At 40.0% G+C, this 17,164-nt stretch carries 16 protein-coding genes and 1 pseudogene; all 17 read left to right on the top strand.

The window, feature by feature from the left end:
• Positions 1-3: 3 nt before the first annotated feature.
• Entirely contained in the window at positions 4-1,245 is a 1,242-nt protein-coding gene (locus tag MED121_RS21110; RefSeq protein WP_009836066.1) for an FtsX-like permease family protein, read from the top strand.
• Positions 1,246-1,266: 21 nt separating this feature from the next.
• On the top strand, positions 1,267-2,073 hold the full coding sequence (locus tag MED121_RS21105; RefSeq protein WP_009836067.1) for an outer membrane lipoprotein-sorting protein: 807 nt from the start codon (positions 1,267-1,269) through the stop codon (positions 2,071-2,073).
• A complete protein-coding gene (locus tag MED121_RS21100) occupies positions 2,070-3,503 on the top strand; it encodes a hypothetical protein (RefSeq protein ID WP_009836068.1) in 1,434 nt (477 codons plus the stop codon). The genes MED121_RS21105 and MED121_RS21100 overlap by 4 nt, the downstream gene beginning before the upstream one ends.
• A gap of 88 nt (positions 3,504-3,591) precedes the next feature.
• The gene (locus MED121_RS21095) at positions 3,592-5,709 is read left to right on the top strand and encodes an acyl-CoA dehydrogenase (RefSeq protein WP_009836069.1); all 2,118 of its coding nucleotides are present in this window, start codon (positions 3,592-3,594) and stop codon (positions 5,707-5,709) included.
• Between the two features lie 129 nt (positions 5,710-5,838).
• The gene (locus tag MED121_RS21090) at positions 5,839-6,186 is read left to right on the top strand and encodes a hypothetical protein (RefSeq protein ID WP_009836070.1); all 348 of its coding nucleotides are present in this window, start codon (positions 5,839-5,841) and stop codon (positions 6,184-6,186) included.
• 407 nt (positions 6,187-6,593) lie between these two features.
• Positions 6,594-7,745, top strand: a complete 1,152-nt coding sequence (locus MED121_RS21085) for a restriction endonuclease (protein ID WP_009836071.1) — start codon at positions 6,594-6,596, stop codon at positions 7,743-7,745.
• Between the two features lie 941 nt (positions 7,746-8,686).
• Complete coding sequence (locus MED121_RS21075) at positions 8,687-9,025, top strand: hypothetical protein (protein ID WP_009836073.1); 339 nt, start codon at positions 8,687-8,689, stop codon at positions 9,023-9,025.
• A gap of 128 nt (positions 9,026-9,153) precedes the next feature.
• Complete coding sequence (locus MED121_RS21070; RefSeq protein WP_242603236.1) at positions 9,154-9,477, top strand: GNAT family N-acetyltransferase; 324 nt, start codon at positions 9,154-9,156, stop codon at positions 9,475-9,477.
• Positions 9,478-9,556: 79 nt separating this feature from the next.
• Positions 9,557-10,605: pseudogene (locus MED121_RS21065) on the top strand (transposase).
• 669 nt (positions 10,606-11,274) lie between these two features.
• Entirely contained in the window at positions 11,275-12,252 is a 978-nt protein-coding gene (locus tag MED121_RS21060; protein ID WP_036181470.1) for a transposase, read from the top strand.
• 586 nt (positions 12,253-12,838) lie between these two features.
• Positions 12,839-13,306, top strand: coding sequence for an HAD family hydrolase (locus MED121_RS21055; protein WP_009836078.1), 468 nt, complete (start codon positions 12,839-12,841; stop codon positions 13,304-13,306).
• A gap of 190 nt (positions 13,307-13,496) precedes the next feature.
• A complete protein-coding gene (locus MED121_RS21050) occupies positions 13,497-13,835 on the top strand; it encodes a hypothetical protein (RefSeq protein WP_009836073.1) in 339 nt (112 codons plus the stop codon).
• Positions 13,836-14,055: 220 nt separating this feature from the next.
• Positions 14,056-14,490, top strand: a complete 435-nt coding sequence (locus MED121_RS21045; RefSeq protein WP_242603235.1) for a GNAT family N-acetyltransferase — start codon at positions 14,056-14,058, stop codon at positions 14,488-14,490.
• Positions 14,491-15,177: 687 nt separating this feature from the next.
• Positions 15,178-15,675, top strand: coding sequence for a GNAT family N-acetyltransferase (locus tag MED121_RS21040; RefSeq protein WP_009836080.1), 498 nt, complete (start codon positions 15,178-15,180; stop codon positions 15,673-15,675).
• 96 nt (positions 15,676-15,771) lie between these two features.
• Positions 15,772-15,894 carry a hypothetical protein gene (locus MED121_RS24765; RefSeq protein ID WP_278043835.1) on the top strand — a complete coding sequence of 41 codons (123 nt, stop codon included), beginning with the start codon at positions 15,772-15,774 and terminating at the stop codon, positions 15,892-15,894.
• A gap of 195 nt (positions 15,895-16,089) precedes the next feature.
• Positions 16,090-16,926, top strand: coding sequence for a PEP-CTERM/exosortase system-associated acyltransferase (locus tag MED121_RS21035; protein ID WP_009836082.1), 837 nt, complete (start codon positions 16,090-16,092; stop codon positions 16,924-16,926).
• A gap of 27 nt (positions 16,927-16,953) precedes the next feature.
• On the top strand, positions 16,954-17,164 hold a 211-nt coding region (locus MED121_RS21030; RefSeq protein ID WP_009836083.1), incomplete at its 3' end, for a hypothetical protein.

Below are 17,164 nucleotides of genomic sequence, written 5' to 3'. Positions count from 1 at the left end.
GGCATGTTATCCATTAACTTTTTTCGCTATAAAATCGCACTGTTAAATGTACTGAGAAACCGTCGTCGTAGCCTGATTACCTTGTTATCTATTCAGATTGGTGTCGTGAGCTTGATTCTCTTTGGTGGCTTTGTGGCCTCCATGTACGAAGGTATGCGCGAGAATATGATTCGCTCACAACTAGGCCACTTACAAATCTACCAAGCAGGCTTCAATCAATATGGCCATATTGAGCCAGAGCAGTATTTGTTAACCCAAGAACAAGTACAGCAAGTCTCTAATTTGGTGTCAGGTCTGGCTGAAGTTGAGCTATTAACCCCAAGATTGGACTTTTCTGGCCTGATCACTAACGGCAATCAGTCGGTCGCTGTGGTGGGTAATGGCATAGATCCAGATAAAGAAGCGCTTTTAAGCTCGGCCATCACCTTGATTGAAGGGGAGGATTTGTTCCCAGAAGATCAAGCCGGTGCACTCGTGGGCCAAGGCCTTTATAACGCTTTAAATGCCAATATTGGCGATTACCTTACCTTATTAGCCTCAACGGCGGATGGCGCTGTGAATGCGGTAGATGTGCAAATTGTCGGGGCGATCAATACCGGCACCCGTGAAGTGGATAATCGACTATTGCGTATTAATTTAAGCCACGCTCAAGACCTGCAATTTACTCAAGGGGTCAGTCGCTTAGTTGTGCTACTAAAAGACACGGCGCAAACTCAAATCGTAATGGATAAGTTAAGCCAATTGTTCGAACAAGAAGGGCTCACCCTTGAAATGCGCTCTTGGTCTCAGCTTGCTGATTATTACCATGAAGTGGTGAATTTATTTGATGGCGTCTTCGGTTTTCTAAAAATCATTGTGCTCTTTATCGCCGCTTTAAGTATCGCCAATACCATGATGATGGCCGTGATGGAGCGAACACCTGAGATTGGCTCTATCCGTGCGTTAGGAGCCACTCGTCACGAAGTCATGATGTTGTTTCTCACCGAAGCCAGTTATCTAGGGCTTTTCGGCAGTACGTTAGGGGTGCTACTTGGCATTTTTATGGCCAATAGTATTACCTTGGCAGAGTTCATCATGCCGACACCACCAGGTAGTAGCCAAAGCTATCCCATCCGTATTTTTGTGGAATGGACTGTGGTGTGGCAGACCGCCTTAACCGGTGTGCTGGTGGCTGTGCTTGCGAGTATTTATCCCGCTTTTAAAGCCTCTCGTTTGTTGATTAACCAAGCCATGCGCTCCGCGTAAATTTCTCTAGAGGATAGCAGTATGTTTTTTAATGATTTTTTAAGAGTGTTGTTAAGTGATTTTTTAAGAGCCGCTTTTAATAGGCGTCTTCTGATCTCAAGCGGAATCGCCTTTCTAGCTTGTTTTATAACTGGTGTGAGCCAAGCGCAATCTTCTATCACGGCAGACATATTAGTAGAGAAAATTGATGCTTTTCGTGGCCTTGATAATGCTGGTTTTAGTTTTGATATTACCAATGTGAGTTATAAAGCAGGTCGAGATGCGCGCACAAACCAGCTCAGTGTGGATGTGAAAGCGGTGAAATCTCTGGTGACTTTTGAGTCTCCTGCAAGACAAAAAGGCCGTGTTTTGCTCAAGCAAGATAATGATATGTGGCTTTATATTCCGGGGACTCGCAAGGTCATTCGTATCTCACCTGCGCAGCGTTTGTTGGGTGAAACCAGTAATGGGGATGTGACAGGTTCTAACCTTGCGCTTGATTATGATGCCGCGCTTTCTACTGAAGAAAGTGATCAACCCCAAGGTCAAATTAAGCTGATTTTAACCGCTAAAAATAAGTCGGTCAGCTATCAAAAAGTCGTCTTTTGGTTAGAAGAAAAGGCCCCTTATAAACCAATTCGAAGTGAGTATTATGCACGCTCAGGCAAGTTGCTAAAAACCGCTGATTACAAGGCGTTTAAAGACTTTAATGGCGAGCTTAAAATACACAAGATGTTGCTAACGGACCCGCTAATTGAAGGCAGCTACACTTGGATGCTGTTTGATAACTATCGTGCCACTGACTTGCCCGATGCGCGCTTTAGTAAAGAAGCGATAGTGAACCTATGAGTAAGCTGGTTCAAGGTAAACGTGCTGGTGTGAATTTGTCCTTAATGGACCTTGTCGTGGCCGTGTCTTGCTTGACTTTGTCTGGTTTAGCGTATGCAGAGGCACCTGCTGATCCTTTTGCAAGCTCTAATGCGCCTACTGATCCTTTTGCTAGCGGGAGTGACGCTTCTCAATCTTTAGCTAAAGAGGAAGCTAAGCCTTCTGAATACTCTGTGCTCACCCAAAGTGTCTCAGCCATGACCTATCTTCAGTTGAATGATATCAACCAAGATCATGCATTTAACCCCAACTTGACTCAATTTAATGAGGATAAGCAGCTAAACGCCTTAGATTATGGGGCTAAGTTGAACCTAGAAGATAGCCTTGTTGGATTGAGTGCCCGCACTCGTCTCTTGGCGCAATATGAGGTGCAAGATCTGTTTGCTTCAAGTGATGAAAGAACGGATAGCGATGAGCTAAAAGCACTTGAGGCGTATCTCAACTGGTATTCAAAAGACTATCAATGGCAGGCACAAGCAGGGCGTATCAAAACAGAATGGAGTAATGGTTTTAATTGGAATCTCACTAACTTGTTAAGGCCTTATCGGGATCAGCCTTATTCGGATCAAGATGAGCTTTTACAGCAAGAAGGTTGGATGATGGCAAGCTTGAGCCGCAATCAGGGAGATTGGTTTTATCAGGCCTTAGTGGCCGAGCTTGAAGATGATGATCTTACTAAGGTTAGCTACAGAGCCAATCAGCAATATGTGTTGAGGTTAGGTTATCAAGGTGGCGCCGATGCAGAGCTTATCTTGCATAAGTTACCGGGCCAATCCCTTAATTACGCCCTGAGTGTGAGCCGATTATTAACCGATGCCATGACCTTGCGTGCCCAGTGGAGTTTACAGCACCAAAGAAATCAAGCGGATAGCAGCTTGCTGGCAGACTATAACGGAACAGGCTTTGATGAAAGCACACAAAGTGCTTGGCAACAGGTGTTGTTGGGCGCTGCTTATACCACAGAGTCGGGTGCTAACTTTCGGCTTGAATATCTTCATAGCGAGCACGGATTTAATGACGGGGAGTGGGATTACATCTCATCCAATAGTGATACGGCCTTTACTAATATCAACTCTGGTTTAGGCTTGAGCGCGGATTATGCCTACATGGGCTCTGCGTTAGATAGCTTGAACTTCGCCCAACTTCGGCAAAACTACCTTTATTTTATGTATTCCAGCCCCTTATCTGATGGGCTTTGGCAATACCGACAAAGTGTGCAACTCAACTTGGATGATGACAGCCAATTGCATCGATTGGAATTGCTCAAATCTTGGAATGCCAACCTCACCAGTCGTTTTCAGTTTGAAACCTACCAAGGTTGCAGTGACTGCGAATATGGCTTGAACCCCAATGAAAATACCTTACGGGCGGTGTTTAAATGGGACGTTTAATCACTTGTTAATTAATGGTCTGTTAATCGCCTGTTAATCGCCAATTGGACAAAAAATATCTCAAAAGAATAAGAAAAAGGAAATAACAATGGACGCGACACGCAAACTAGATAAGTCAGCAAAAGAAACGAATGCCTTTCGAGTAGATTTAAGAGACCAGATGTTTTTACTGTGGGAGCAGTTTCGCGCCCAAGACACAGTGCTAGATAGCCAGATTTATCCTGAATTTGACCAAGCTTTCTGCCAATATTTAATCACGCACGCCAAAGATTTTGCCTATCAAGAAATGGGGCCTTTATATCAGGTCAGTGACCGCCAAGGGGCGAAGCTTTCTTATGAAGCTGGTGAGCAGGAAGAGGGTGCTGGTAAGGTTATCTTGCCACCTGGCTTTGAACAACTTTGGCAAAGCTACAAAGAGGCGGGTTGGGGGCGATTAGGCTCCCCGTTAGAATACGATGGCCTAGGTGCGCCTTATCTTATTTCTCAAAGTATTAACGAAATCTTCATGGGGGCGAATCCCGCCTTTATGATTTATTCAGGCTTTGCCAGCCCCGCCTTGTATTTAATCGACAAGTTTGGCGACGATCAGCTTAAATCACGATTCTGCGAGCCTTTAGCCAAGAATGATTTTGCGGCTTGTCTTTGTATGACAGAGCCTGATGCTGGCTCAGATGTGGGTAATATTCGTACCAAGGCCGTCAAACAAGACAATGGTTTGTATCGTATCGAAGGGGAGAAGATCTTCATCTCTGCGGGCATGCATGATTTAAACGACAACATTGCTTATATCGTCCTTGCTAGAGTGGAAGGGGCGAAAAAGGGCACAGTGGGCTTGTCTTGTTTTGTGGTGCCAAGGTATGAGCTTGAAGGTGAGGCGAAAGAGGCGACGACTCCTAATCATGAAGAGAGAGACTCTCGTTTAGGCTCTTTTATAGACTCTCGTTTAGACAACGGCGTGCGTTGTGTCAGGTTAGAGCAAAAGATGGGGTTACATGGCTGTGCCACGGCGCAAATTAGCTTTGGGCAAGCAGCGCCTTGCTACGGCTATCTCTTGGGCGAAAGGGAAAATGTCGGCCTAAAACAACTTATGACCATGATGAACTTGGCCCGTATCGCCACCGGCATTTATGCTTTAGGCATGGCATCTAGTGCTTATCTAAATGCCGCAGAATACGCGGGCAATCGCATTCAAGGCACTAGCTTTAAAGAAGCCTTTAACCCCAGAGCTCAGCGGGTTGCCATTATCGAACACATAGATGTAAAGCGCATGTTGTTGGAGATGAAGAGCAAGGTAGAAGGCTGTCGTGCTCTAATCTTAAAGCTTTGCATGCATCAATCCCAATTGATGAACCTCAATATCAGGCTGGCAAACCCAGAGCAGTTTGAGCAAAGCCCCACAGCAGAAGATAAGGAGAAAATTGAGGCTCAAGCTTACCGCCATCAATCTCTGGTGAATCTACTCACACCCATCGTCAAAGCTTACACCTCAGACCAGGCCTTTCACGTAGCCGAAACCTCGATTCAAGTTTATGGCGGCCATGGTTACATCTCAGATAATCCCGTGGAGCAATATGCTAGAGATATCAAAGTGATGTCACTCTGGGAAGGCACTAACTTTGTGCAATCTGCCGACCTATTTAGAGATAAGCTCGCCATGGGGAGAAACTCGAAACTGTTAGCCCTTTACCAAGAAGAAATCATGAGCTTCTTAACCACAGCTAAAAGCGATGAAGCCACTTTCTCAGCTTTTGCACCACAAGCCAAGCGACTGGAAGATGCATTAAACTGCCTAGTGGATACCCACAAACTCATGGGCAGCTGGATACGACAGCAAAAAATGGAACGCATCTTTGCCGTATCGACCCGTTTCTTAGAAATGATGGCGGAAGTGACCTTAGGTTGGTTACTGCTCGATAGCATGATGGTGGCCAAGCGGGCTTTGTTAGAGATGGACAGCCCTGAGCTCAAAGACAGCCCTGAGCCAAAAGGCAGCCTTGAGCCAGAAGACAGCCTTGGGCCAAAAAAGGCAGAGAGCAGCCTTGAGTCAGAGGAGCAGGCGTTTTATCAGGGGAAGATACAGTCAGGGTTATTTTTTATGAACAATACCTTGCCCAATGTGTTTGCCAAAGCACAGGTGATAGCGCTTGAGGATGATAGTGCAGGAGAGGCGAGTGCGGAGATGTTTTTGAGTAGGCGGGAGGTGTGAGGTTGGTTTGAACCAAAAGCTAATTAATTGATATTAATGCTTTATATTGGGTTTTAAACTGAATTAATATAACTGAACTAGTGTGGCCAGATCGCATTAGAACTCCCTAAACTATAAAAGGAATAGATAGTGAAAAGCCTTAAAATACTTGCTTTAGCTTTAGTTGTATCGCCAGCTCTACATGCACAAGCTGTTTTTACTAGTGCAGATATTGATTATGTGTTTGCTGGATATCCAGATCACAGTATTGGGTTTAAGCCGATAGGTGAAGCTGAAAACCCTGCAAATTGTGATCAAACAGGTGCGTATGCCATGTTACCTTCATATGACACTCAAGGTGCATTGAGTGTGCTTTTGGCTGCGAAAGCAGCAAATAAGGAAGTATATTTCTCTATCCGAGATGATATTTGCCACTCTTTCCCTCAAACAGATAATCCAGGTTCATTTCCTGTCATCCAGCGTATTGCTATTCGTTAACCTTTATTTAGCGACATCAAGACTGGCTTCTTAGTCAGTCTTGATGAGTTAATTAGTAGTTGTTGTGTCTACTTTAAATGGCGTTTTATCGAGAACCCCACCTCAATTCTTGAATCTAGTGATAGTTGGCACGCTTTGTCATTGTGCCCATTTTTAAAATATGTAGAATCAATTAGTTATGAGTAGGGCACGAAAATAACCGTGACCTACAAGCAAAAATAGGAATCGAAATAACGCGCATGCGCGTTTAGCCAGGAAGTTTTTTAGTTGATAAGTCGCCTTTCTTCAAAGATGTGACGTTTTGAGTCCGGTGGATAAGTCGGACAAATCGAGCGTGCGCATTATTAAAATTATGCGTCTTTACTGCGTACAATTACGATAATAATGTTGGGTTAGAGAATTAAATAATGAGTACAAACTTAAAAGATGTAGTCTCAGACTGGGGAGGCTTCGAAGAATTTGTAAAAGAAATTCATGAAGGTGAAGGTGTCATTGTAGAAAGGGATGTGACTCTTACAGGTCTATCTGGTGCCCCTCGGCAAATCGATGTCCATGTAACACATTCGAAAGGTCCCTATAAATACTCCACATTGATTGAGTGCAAACACTGGAAAAACAAGGTCAAGCGCCAACAAGTAGAAAACATGTACGCCAGCATGGAAGATTTGGGTGCTTCTAAAGGAGTTATTTTCACAACGTCAGGTTACCAGTCTGGTGCAGAAATATATGCTAAGGCTAAAAACATTGATATTTATGTTGTTAGAGACCTGAATCCTGAGGAGTGGGGGAAGCCTGGAAGAGCGATTGAGTTTTACATTCAAATTTCATCCAAAAGTATTTTATCCATTGATTGTCAAAATACCATGGTTTCAAAAGTAGTAGGGTCGGATGAAGAACACCACCCAGAACTATCGCTAAATTTTGGAGTTAAAGACAAAACACTTCAAGAAATTGAATCTTTAAACCAAGAGACTGGAGAATTAGAAATAATCTCTGCAGTGGAAAATCAGGTTGTATCTAGTCATAAAGAAAAAGGAGCTACATTAGAAGAATATTTAGAGGTAGCTTCTTCGCATGGTCAAAAATCTATAAATGAGAAGAGTTTTTTAATAAATGGAGGAGCAGACTGTACGCGTTATTTCCAAGTTAATGTCGAAATGCCTTTTAAAGATAAAGGTGAGATGCTAATGGTTATAAGTAAGGGGCAGCTTGTTTATATACCGAAAATAGTTATGGCTGTTGGCGTTAAAATTCATCAATTTAAATTTGCTTACGATAGGGGTAGTAACCTTTTATATGCATTAGCTATAGAAGACTGTATTGGCAGTAAAGCATTTGCAGTAAGTAAAAGAAAGGACCGAGAAACTACTAATTGGTTACCTTTATCTGGGGCGGGATCTCCCAAACAAAATGATTCATTAGTTAATGGATCTATTATGAAAGTAACTACAAGTGGTTTTTTTGACCCTTCAGAAGTGGAGGGGCTAAAAGAAGTCGTATTTAAAGAGAAACCTATTAAATCCGAACACAATTTAAACGGGACACCCACCTCAATTTGATCGAAAAATAGAGAACAATTTAAACGGGACACCCACCTCAATTTGATCGAAAAATAGAGAATATAAAGCGTAGTTAAGTTAGCAAATTAACTGCTTTTTAATAATTGAGATACTCAGTTTTGCTAAGTATAAAATATTGATGACAACACAGCTTGTTCAGTTACTTGGATGCTCTGGGACTAATATCGTTTCTTTAGAAAACGTTAAAATGATTAGAACCAAGTCAGCGAAATTCATAAAGGATAGAGGTTAAAGAGCTCATTTAAAATCCGAATAGATGGCTGCAAAACCTTATTTGTCAGAAGAAATTTTTGCTTGCAAAAAGCGGTGTGTCCATAGATGTTATGAGTCAATTATTACCTAAATAAGCAGTTGTTTTAATGGAATTTATGAAGGAGGCTGTTAGTCTTTCAGGAATTATAAATGGACTTATAGTGGCAGTGTTATTTGAGGTACTACGAAACAATGTTAAATTCTTTCCCTCGCTTACGGTCGTCGATTCTCCAAAATCTAGACCCGTAGAAAGAATTTCTAGAACTCAAAGAAATCGTGAAATTCTATTCAATATAGGATTCTACTTCTTCACTTATATGCTTATATATTTTGCAATCTTATTACCAGCGTCGATAAAGGCTAATTTTAGCGATACAGTTGTATTTTTGAGTCATGCAAAAACTATTGGTTTTTTGCTTCCAGATATTGAAGTTACGCAAGCTAATATACAACTAAAGTTAGCACTGCTAGCTATCGTAGTTTACATTCCACTATTTTTTATAATTAATATTAAATAGGACAGGCATGTAAATTTGGCTACATAATAAGGTAGTTATAAATTGGGTGTCTAAAGCTTGACTGACGATCATTCTTCGCTCATTTTTGACAAGCTTTAATACGCCCCATATTGCGGTGTTAGATTTAAAAGAATCATAGAGGATAGTAAATTGAAAAGAGCAATAATTTTTTTGGCAGCTTTGTTTGCGTTAAGCACTAATGTTTACGCTGGTGTGGTTCAATGCAGCAATTTAGGTATAGAGCGAATCGTTATACAAGGTGATAGGGTTGATGACTTTGTATTGGAAAACAAACTGGTGATCTTATTATCTTCAGAATGTTCGGGTTACAGATATGTCTACGTTAATGAGGGAAGTTCAACCTACAATGCCTTCTTGTCTATGGCTCTATCAGCTTATGCACAGAAAGTTGATATAGGTATAAATATAAATCAAGGGGCAGTAATTGATTCTGCAAATCAGTTGGCGAGTATGTGGCTTCAAAATTAGCGTGAATTTATTACTCAAAAAACTTAACAATCGTAGTAAACACATAACATTTAAATAGGGCAGGCATGCTCATAGGGCATGCCAATTGCGCCCTTTATCGCGGCGTATTACTTCAAGGAGGATTCAGCTTGTCATTTCCCGTTTTAGAGACAAATCGCTTAAAGTTAGATGCATTATCTAAAGACGACTCAACTAGCTTATTTGAGTTGTTCTCGGACAATTCAGTTGTCGAATATTATGATTTGAACGCATTCACTGAGCTGTCACAAGCGATTAACTTAATAGCATTCTTTAACGCTCGCTTTAAAGAGAGCTCTGGTATTCGTTGGGCTATCCGTTTAAAAGAAACAAATGAATTTATAGGTACGTGTGGCTTTAATACTTGGAGTCCTAAAATGAAAAATGCCACACTTGGTTATGATTTATTACCCAAGTATTGGGGTACTCACTGATAGGACACCCACTCTAATTTGATTGTTATTTAACCATGATCTAGCTTTATTGGATTCACTCAAGGATGAGGAATCTAATATGCCTAAACCACGTAAATCTTTAGTTAGTCTTCAAGATACACCTTATTATCACTGTGTTTCCCGTTGTGTGAGACGTGCTTTTCTCTGTGGCCAAGATGAGTTAACAGGTCAAAGCTATGAACACAGACGAGGCTGGATAGAAGATAAAGTATTGTCTCTAGCTGCTGTCTTTGCGATAGATGTCTGTGCTTATGCAGTAATGAGCAATCATACACACCTCGTACTTCATGTGAATGAAGGTGAGGCGCTAAATTGGGATGTGAAACAAGTACTTGAACGTTGGCATAGTCTGCATAAAGGTACCCAGCTCACAGAAAAGTATTTAGAAAACAAAGTGATGGCAGAGTTTGAGCTTGCATCTGTCTATGAGAGTTGTGAGAAGTACCGTGACCGTCTTTGTGACATAAGTTGGTTTATGCGAGAGCTTAATGAACCCATCGCTAGAATGGCAAACAACGAGGATAAATGCACCGGCAGATTTTATTCGCATCCATCCATGGTGCTCACCCTTCGGGCTGCCTAAAGGCATTCAAATCTTTTCCCTAAAAATTTGTGGGAGGGCGGTTTAAATCCCAGGCTTTGCTAGACGAGGCTGCTTTAATTTCATGCATGGCTTACGTCGACTTAAACCCCGTTCGTGCCAAGATGGAAGTAACACCAGAAACCTCAAAGCATACAAGTATCAAAACTCGGATTGAAGTTGCCAAAGCGAATCAAACTCAACCCAAAACTTTATTTCCCTTTATTGGCTATGAAAGGGAAGATCAGCCAGAAGGTTTGCCTTTCAAACTAGCAGATTATCTAGAATTGATTGATCTAACTGGAAGAGTGGTTAGGGAAGATAAAAGAGGTTCATTGGATATATCGCTAGCCCCCATTCTTCAACGTATCAATCTTACCTCAGAGCAATGGTTAGAAGTGAGCACTGGTTTTGAAAAGCACTTTAAAGCAGCTGTTGGTTCAGAAGCTTATTTAGCTGAGTATTGTGAACATACGCAGTTGCAACGACGATCGGGATTAGCGGCTTGTAAGCGACTTCTTTCTTAAGACTTAGCCTATTCCCAGAAGTTCGACTTTATAAAACCTATCATATCGTGATCGCGAGGAATTCTGTTATCTAAAATATGAAAATCTTCATAGAACACTTTTCAGTTAGCCATTAATTTTTAGAAAGCTCTGTGTTTATCAATCATAAAGCATTAAAAAGTACGAAGAGAATGGTATTCAGGTGATGTTCTGTTTGTTCTCTTTTAGAATGGGTGTCTTGATCATATTTTATCGAGACACCCACTCTAATTTGACTGTTATTTAACCATCATCTAGTTTTATTGAATTCACTCAAGGATGAGGGATTTAATATGCCTAAACCACGCAAGTCCCTAATTGAGTATTTTATCGAGACACCCACTCTAATTTGACTGTTATTTAACCATAATATTTTATCAAGACACCCACTCTAATTTGACTGTTATTTAACCATCATCTAGTTTTATTGAATTCACTCAAGGATGAGGGATTTAATATGCCTAAACCACGTAAATCTTTAGTTAGTCTTCAAGATACACCTTATTATCACTGTGTTTCCCGTTGTGTTAGACGTGCTTTTCTCTGTGGCCAAGATGAGTTAACATCACTAATAAGACACCCACTCTAATTTGATTGTTATTTAACCATGATCTAGCTTTATTGGATTCACTCAAGGATGAGGAATCTAATATGCCTAAACCACGTAAATCTTTAGTTAGTCTTCAAGATACACCTTATTATCACTGTGTTTCCCGTTGTGTGAGACGTGCTTTTCTCTGTGGCCAAGATGAGTTAACAGGTCAAAGCTATGAACACAGACGAGGCTGGATAGAAGATAAAGTATTGTCTCTAGCTGCTGTCTTTGCGATAGATGTCTGTGCTTATGCAGTAATGAGCAATCACACACACCTCGTACTTCATGTGAATGAAGATGAGGCGCTAAATTGGGATGTGAAACAAGTACTTGAACGTTGGCATAGTCTGCATAAAGGTACCCAGTTCACAGAAAAGTATTTAGAAAACAGTGTGATGGCAGAGTTTGAGCTTGCATCTGTGTATGAGAGTTGTGAGAAGTACCGTGAGCGTCTTTGTGACATAAGTTGGTTTATGCGAGAGCTTAATGAACCGATTGCTAGAATGGCAAACAACGAGGATAAATGCACCGGCAGATTCTGGGAAGGGCGGTTTAAGTCCCAGGCTTTGCTAGACGAGGCTGCTTTAGTTTCATGCATGGCTTACGTCGACTTAAACCCCGTTCGTGCAAAGATGGAAGTAACGCCAGAAACCTCAAAGCATACAAGTATCAAAACTCGGATTGAAGTTGCCAAAGCGAATCAAACTCAACCCAAAACTTTATTTCCCTTTATTGGCTATGAGAGAGAAGATCAGCCAGAAGGTTTGCCTTTCAAACTCACAGATTATCTAGAGTTGATTGATCTTACTGGAAGAGTTATTAAGGAAGGTAAGAGAGGGAATATTGATATCTCACTCGCTCCAATACTTCAGCGAATTAACCTCACACCAGAGCAATGGATAGAAGTCACAACTGGCTTTGAGAAACACTTTAAAACAGCTGTTGGTTCAGAAGCTTATTTAGCTGAGTATTGCGAACACACTGAATTACAACGACGATCGGGATTAGCCGCTTGTAAGCGACTTCTTTCTTAAGACTTAGTCTATTTCCAAACGTTCGAATTTATAAAACCTATCATATCGTGATCGCGAGGAATTCTGTTATCTAAAATATGAAAATCTTCATAGAACATTTTGCAGTTAGCCATTAATTTTAGAAAGCTCTGTGTTTATCAATCATAAAGCATTAAAAAGTACGAAGAGAATGGTATTCAGGTGATGTTCTGTTTGTTCTCTTTTAGAATGGGTGTTTTGATAAAAAACAAGAATGGGTGTCTTGATAAAAAACACTGTTTGTTCTCTTTTAGAATGGGTGTTTTGATAAAAAACAAGAATGGGTGTCTTGATAAAAAACACTGGTTTAGTTAACTGTAAATCTCTATTAAGTCTTCAACTCTTTTCTAGATAAGTCCTTACTATCACTGTGTTTCTCGACACTTTTAAAATGCCTGTCTTAATAAAAAGATCTTAATAAAAAGATCACCTTAATTTAGGTTAGCTAACAAGCTATTATCAAGGGCAAAATAAAGTTGGCTTTTGCTCTTTCGTCGCTTATTCTAGCCCACTTGATTCGGCCCATTAACAGGGCAATATAAAGTGTTTTTAGAATGGAGCTTTCATTTTGTTATTGAATATACCAGGAAAAGGTAATGTTAAAATTGAAAATGTTATCTTGGATTTTAATGGGACAATTGCAGTCGATGGTGAGTTAATAGAAGGTGTTGCAGATAGAATTAATAAACTGTCTAAATTATTGAATTTTGTTGTTGTAACTGCTGATACATATGAAACCGCAGAACAAGAATTAAAAGGTGTAAATTGCAGGATTGTTAACCTATCTAATTCAAAAGAGTTTAATAGTAAATTAGATGTGCTTACTTCTTTAGGTCAAGAGCAAACTATTTGTGTTGGGAATGGCTTTAATGATCGTATCGTTCTCAAAGATTGCATATTAGGTATTTCAGTATTACAGGATGAAGGGACTAGTATAGAGGCTTTAATTGCTTCAGATTTTGTTTGTAAGTCAATTATGGATGTATTTTCTTGTATAGAGAACCCAAACAGAATTAAAGCAACATTACGAAGCTAAGCACCTTATAAAAAGGTATTAAATAGGACAGGCATGTAAATTTGGGCATGTAAATTTGGCTACATAATAAGGTAGTTATAAATTGGGTGTCTAAAGCTTGACTGACGATCATTCTTCGCTCATTTTTGACAAGCTTTAATACGCCCCATATTGCGGTGTTAGATTTAAAAGAATCATAGAGGATAGTAAATTGAAAAGAGCAATAATTTTTTTGGCAGCTTTGTTTGCGTTAAGCACTAATGTTTACGCTGGTGTGGTTCAATGCAGCAATTTAGGTATAGAGCGAATCGTTATACAAGGTGATAGGGTTGATGACTTTGTATTGGAAAACAAACTGGTGATCTTATTATCTTCAGAATGTTCGGGTTACAGATATGTCTACGTTAATGAGGGAAGTTCAACTTACAATGCTTTCTTGTCTATGGCTCTATCAGCTTATGCACAGAAAGTTGATATAGGTATAAATATAAATCAAGGGGCAGTAATTGATTCTGCAAATCAGTTGGCGAGTATGTGGCTTCAAAATTAGCGTGAATTTATTACTCAAAAAATTTAAAAATCGTAGTAAACGCGATGGCAATAAGTTCCTCGCTTTCTACGAGCGTTACAGTCAAAGGTAAGCTTAATGAGAATAAACATTTAAATAGGACAGGCATGCTCATAGTAAACATTTAAATAGGACAGGCATGCTCATAGGGCGTGCCAATTGCGCTCTTTATCGCGGCGTAATACTTCAAGGAGGATTCAGCTTGTCATTTCCCGTTTTAGAGACAAATCGCTTAAAGTTAGATGCATTATCTAAAGACGACTCAACTAGCTTATTTGAGTTATTCTCGGACAATTCAGTTGTCGAATATTATGATTTGGACGCTTTCACTGAGCTGTCACAAGCGATTAACTTAATAGCATTCTTTAACGCTCGCTTTAAAGGTAGCTCTCGTATTCGTTGGGCTATCCGTTTAAAAGAAACAAATGAATTTATAGGTACGTGTGGCTTTAATACTTGGAGTCCTAAAATGAAAAATGCCACACTTGGTTATGATTTATTACCCAAGTATTGGGGTAACGGATTTACCACTGAAGCTGTTCATCGAATAGTGAAAGCTGCATTTATAGGCGAATTATCTTGCGGTAAGCTTCAGGAACCTGCGAATAAGTCACCTCTTCTCAGTCTACTCTTTTAAGGTAGATAGGGAAAAAGTGTCAAACAAAGCGTCACTTTGCGTTTATTAATAGAAAGTCATTGTAGGTACCTTTCAAGAAGGGACAACGAAGAGTGACATTTTTTCTGAAATGCCGCTTAGGTATTCTTCAAAGACCCGAAGGGCGTGGTCTAAAAGCCCTATCTTTAGGTTGAGGACCTTATCAATAGAATAACTATTAAGTTGCGCCCCTCGCCATAAATCTAGTTGCTTTTATCCACACGCTGAGGCGGGAGGACTTATTCGCAGGTTCCTTAATCGTATTCAAGGAGATACTGTTCCAGGTAACTCTGCTTCTGAGTCGCTCCTTTTAAAAGTGGGTTTCAAAGAAGAAGGTCTAAGGCGTCAAAGTGGTTACTGGAAAAATCAGTTTCACGATCTTAAATGCTTTGGGTTAATTAGATCTGAGTATAGTGAAATATAACAATCAGTTGCTGTCGGCTCCTGCTGTGTTGGAACGGTTTTACTTCGCTTGTTCCTCGCTACGTTTAGAGCCCCACAACAAAAGGTCCTTATTAAGGTCATTAATAAGGTCATTTATAAGATAAGCATGTTAATTTTTTTGTGAATTTTTAGAAAAGGAATGTTTATCCTTTCGAAATACTGTCTTGATTTAAATCGGGAACAGGTGACTGATTAAACTTTATACATTTAAATGGAATTTCAAATATGGACGTTAAAATAAGAAGGGCTGAGCCTTCGGATGCTAGGGCAATAAAAGAAATCTATGAGTGTGAGAATGCCTATAAAGAAACACTGCAGCTTCCTCATCCTTCACTGGCGTTATGGGAAAAGCGTACTTCAAATCTACCAGACAATGTTTATGTGTATGTGGCCTTATTAGATGGTGTCATTGTCGGCGCTTTAGGTTTTGAGGTATGTACTAACCCAAGACGTCGACACGTTGGCTCTTTTGGTATGGGGGTTAAGGATAATGTTCAGGGAAAAGGTGTCGGTAGTGCTCTGTTAGCAGCAATAATCGATTTATCAGACAAATGGCTCAATTTAAGACGGTTGGAACTCACCGTGTTTGTTGATAATGAGCGCGGGATTAACTTGTATCAAAAATTTGGTTTTGAAATCGAAGGTGAGTCAAAAGACTATGCCTTTAGGTTTGGTGAGTATGTCAATGTTTACCATATGGCACGTATTGCAAAAAATATATAACTAAGTGTTAGACATATTTATTAAGGTGAGCATGAAAGTGTTGAGTGTATTTTAAAATGGCTGTTTTGATAAAGTGTTGAATGCTTAGGAGAGCAAATGGATTTATCCTCAAATTTCAGGATGTTAGCCCTGTATGATCAGCGAATGAATAAGCAATTATTAGATGTGTGTCGTCAATTGTCTTATGAGCAATTAGATCAAAAAGCGAACCTAAGCTAGAAGTTTAGTCAAAGGCAAGAATGGTAACTCTCTCCCAAAAGCAATCCCAAAAGTAAGTCGTTACTTGAATAAGCCTTTTATATCTCTCTTTCTTATACAACTCAGCAAATCGAAGTGAGTCTTATTCATATGGTGTGATATATTCTTTTATAATAACTCTCTAATTAAGACGATAAGAATAGGTTGTAAGTAACGATGACGATTAAATGGGTAAAAAAAGCAGCTCGTCACGCCTTTATGAAACCTTTAGTTGAGCCTTTTAAACACCTTGTCGTAGCTTATAAATCGGATCAATTATCACAACATTTTAATCAATACTTAGCCCCAGTTGCTGTCCAAGATAATGACGAGTTAGTGGTGAGCCAGCAGCTTCGTCATTTAGTGTATTGTGAAGAAATGAATTACCTCCCTTTGGTGACTGATAAGACAGAAAAAGACGAGATGGATCATCACGCTTACCACTGCCTTATTCAGCATACTTCAAGCCAAGACTGCGCTGGTACTGTGCGTATAGTGCATTCAAAAGATGAATCGGATTTACTGCCGATTGAGCTTCATTGCAAAGAATTATTAGAGCAGTGTGATATTAAGCCTAGCGACTTTCCACGTGATCAATTGGGTGAAGTCTCTCGTTTGGCGGTGAACCCAAGATTTCGACGAAGAAAACACGATAAATATCAAGGTTTAGCAACAGATACCGGCATTGATGTTAATCGATTTACAGAAAAAGAGATGCGCACCTTTCCATTAATTGCTGTTGGTTTGTATTTATCGGCAGGTAATATTTGTCGAATGAATAATATCGATCATATTTTTGTCATGATGGAACCAGCGCTAGCTAAAAAGCTGAGCCTGCTTGGATTTTCTCTCCAGCAAATTGGACCAAAAATAGAATACCATGGGATGAGAGCGCCATTTTATTGCAAGGTTTCTGATATGGCTAAGCGTATGCCTGTAGGGTTTAGAAAATTATATCGTAATCTAGGGATGGAATTGACTGAGCAATTGGATCAGGCCCACACCAAAAATTAATGTGTTTGCTTTAGGTATGTCAAAGTAATGAGTGAAAAATCCGTTAGTTCAACTGCATTTACTGTCTTGCAAGGTTTGCTTTATGTGGGCTTGTACTCCAGTCATAAGTATTTAGTGAGTGAAGAAACACGTATAAATGCTCAAAAAATCCTATCTATGTCGCAAGAAGGTGCTAAGCGACTGTCTCAGTGCAATAGTGCTTTGTACCATAAAGTTGCAGACGTGCAAGAATGGGCTT

It is taken from the genome of Marinomonas sp. MED121, from assembly GCF_000153025.1.
GTDB lineage: Bacteria > Pseudomonadota > Gammaproteobacteria > Pseudomonadales > Marinomonadaceae > Marinomonas.
The sequence above is the reverse complement of the archived record's forward strand: the minus strand, read 5'-3'. Positions and strand labels throughout refer to the sequence as shown.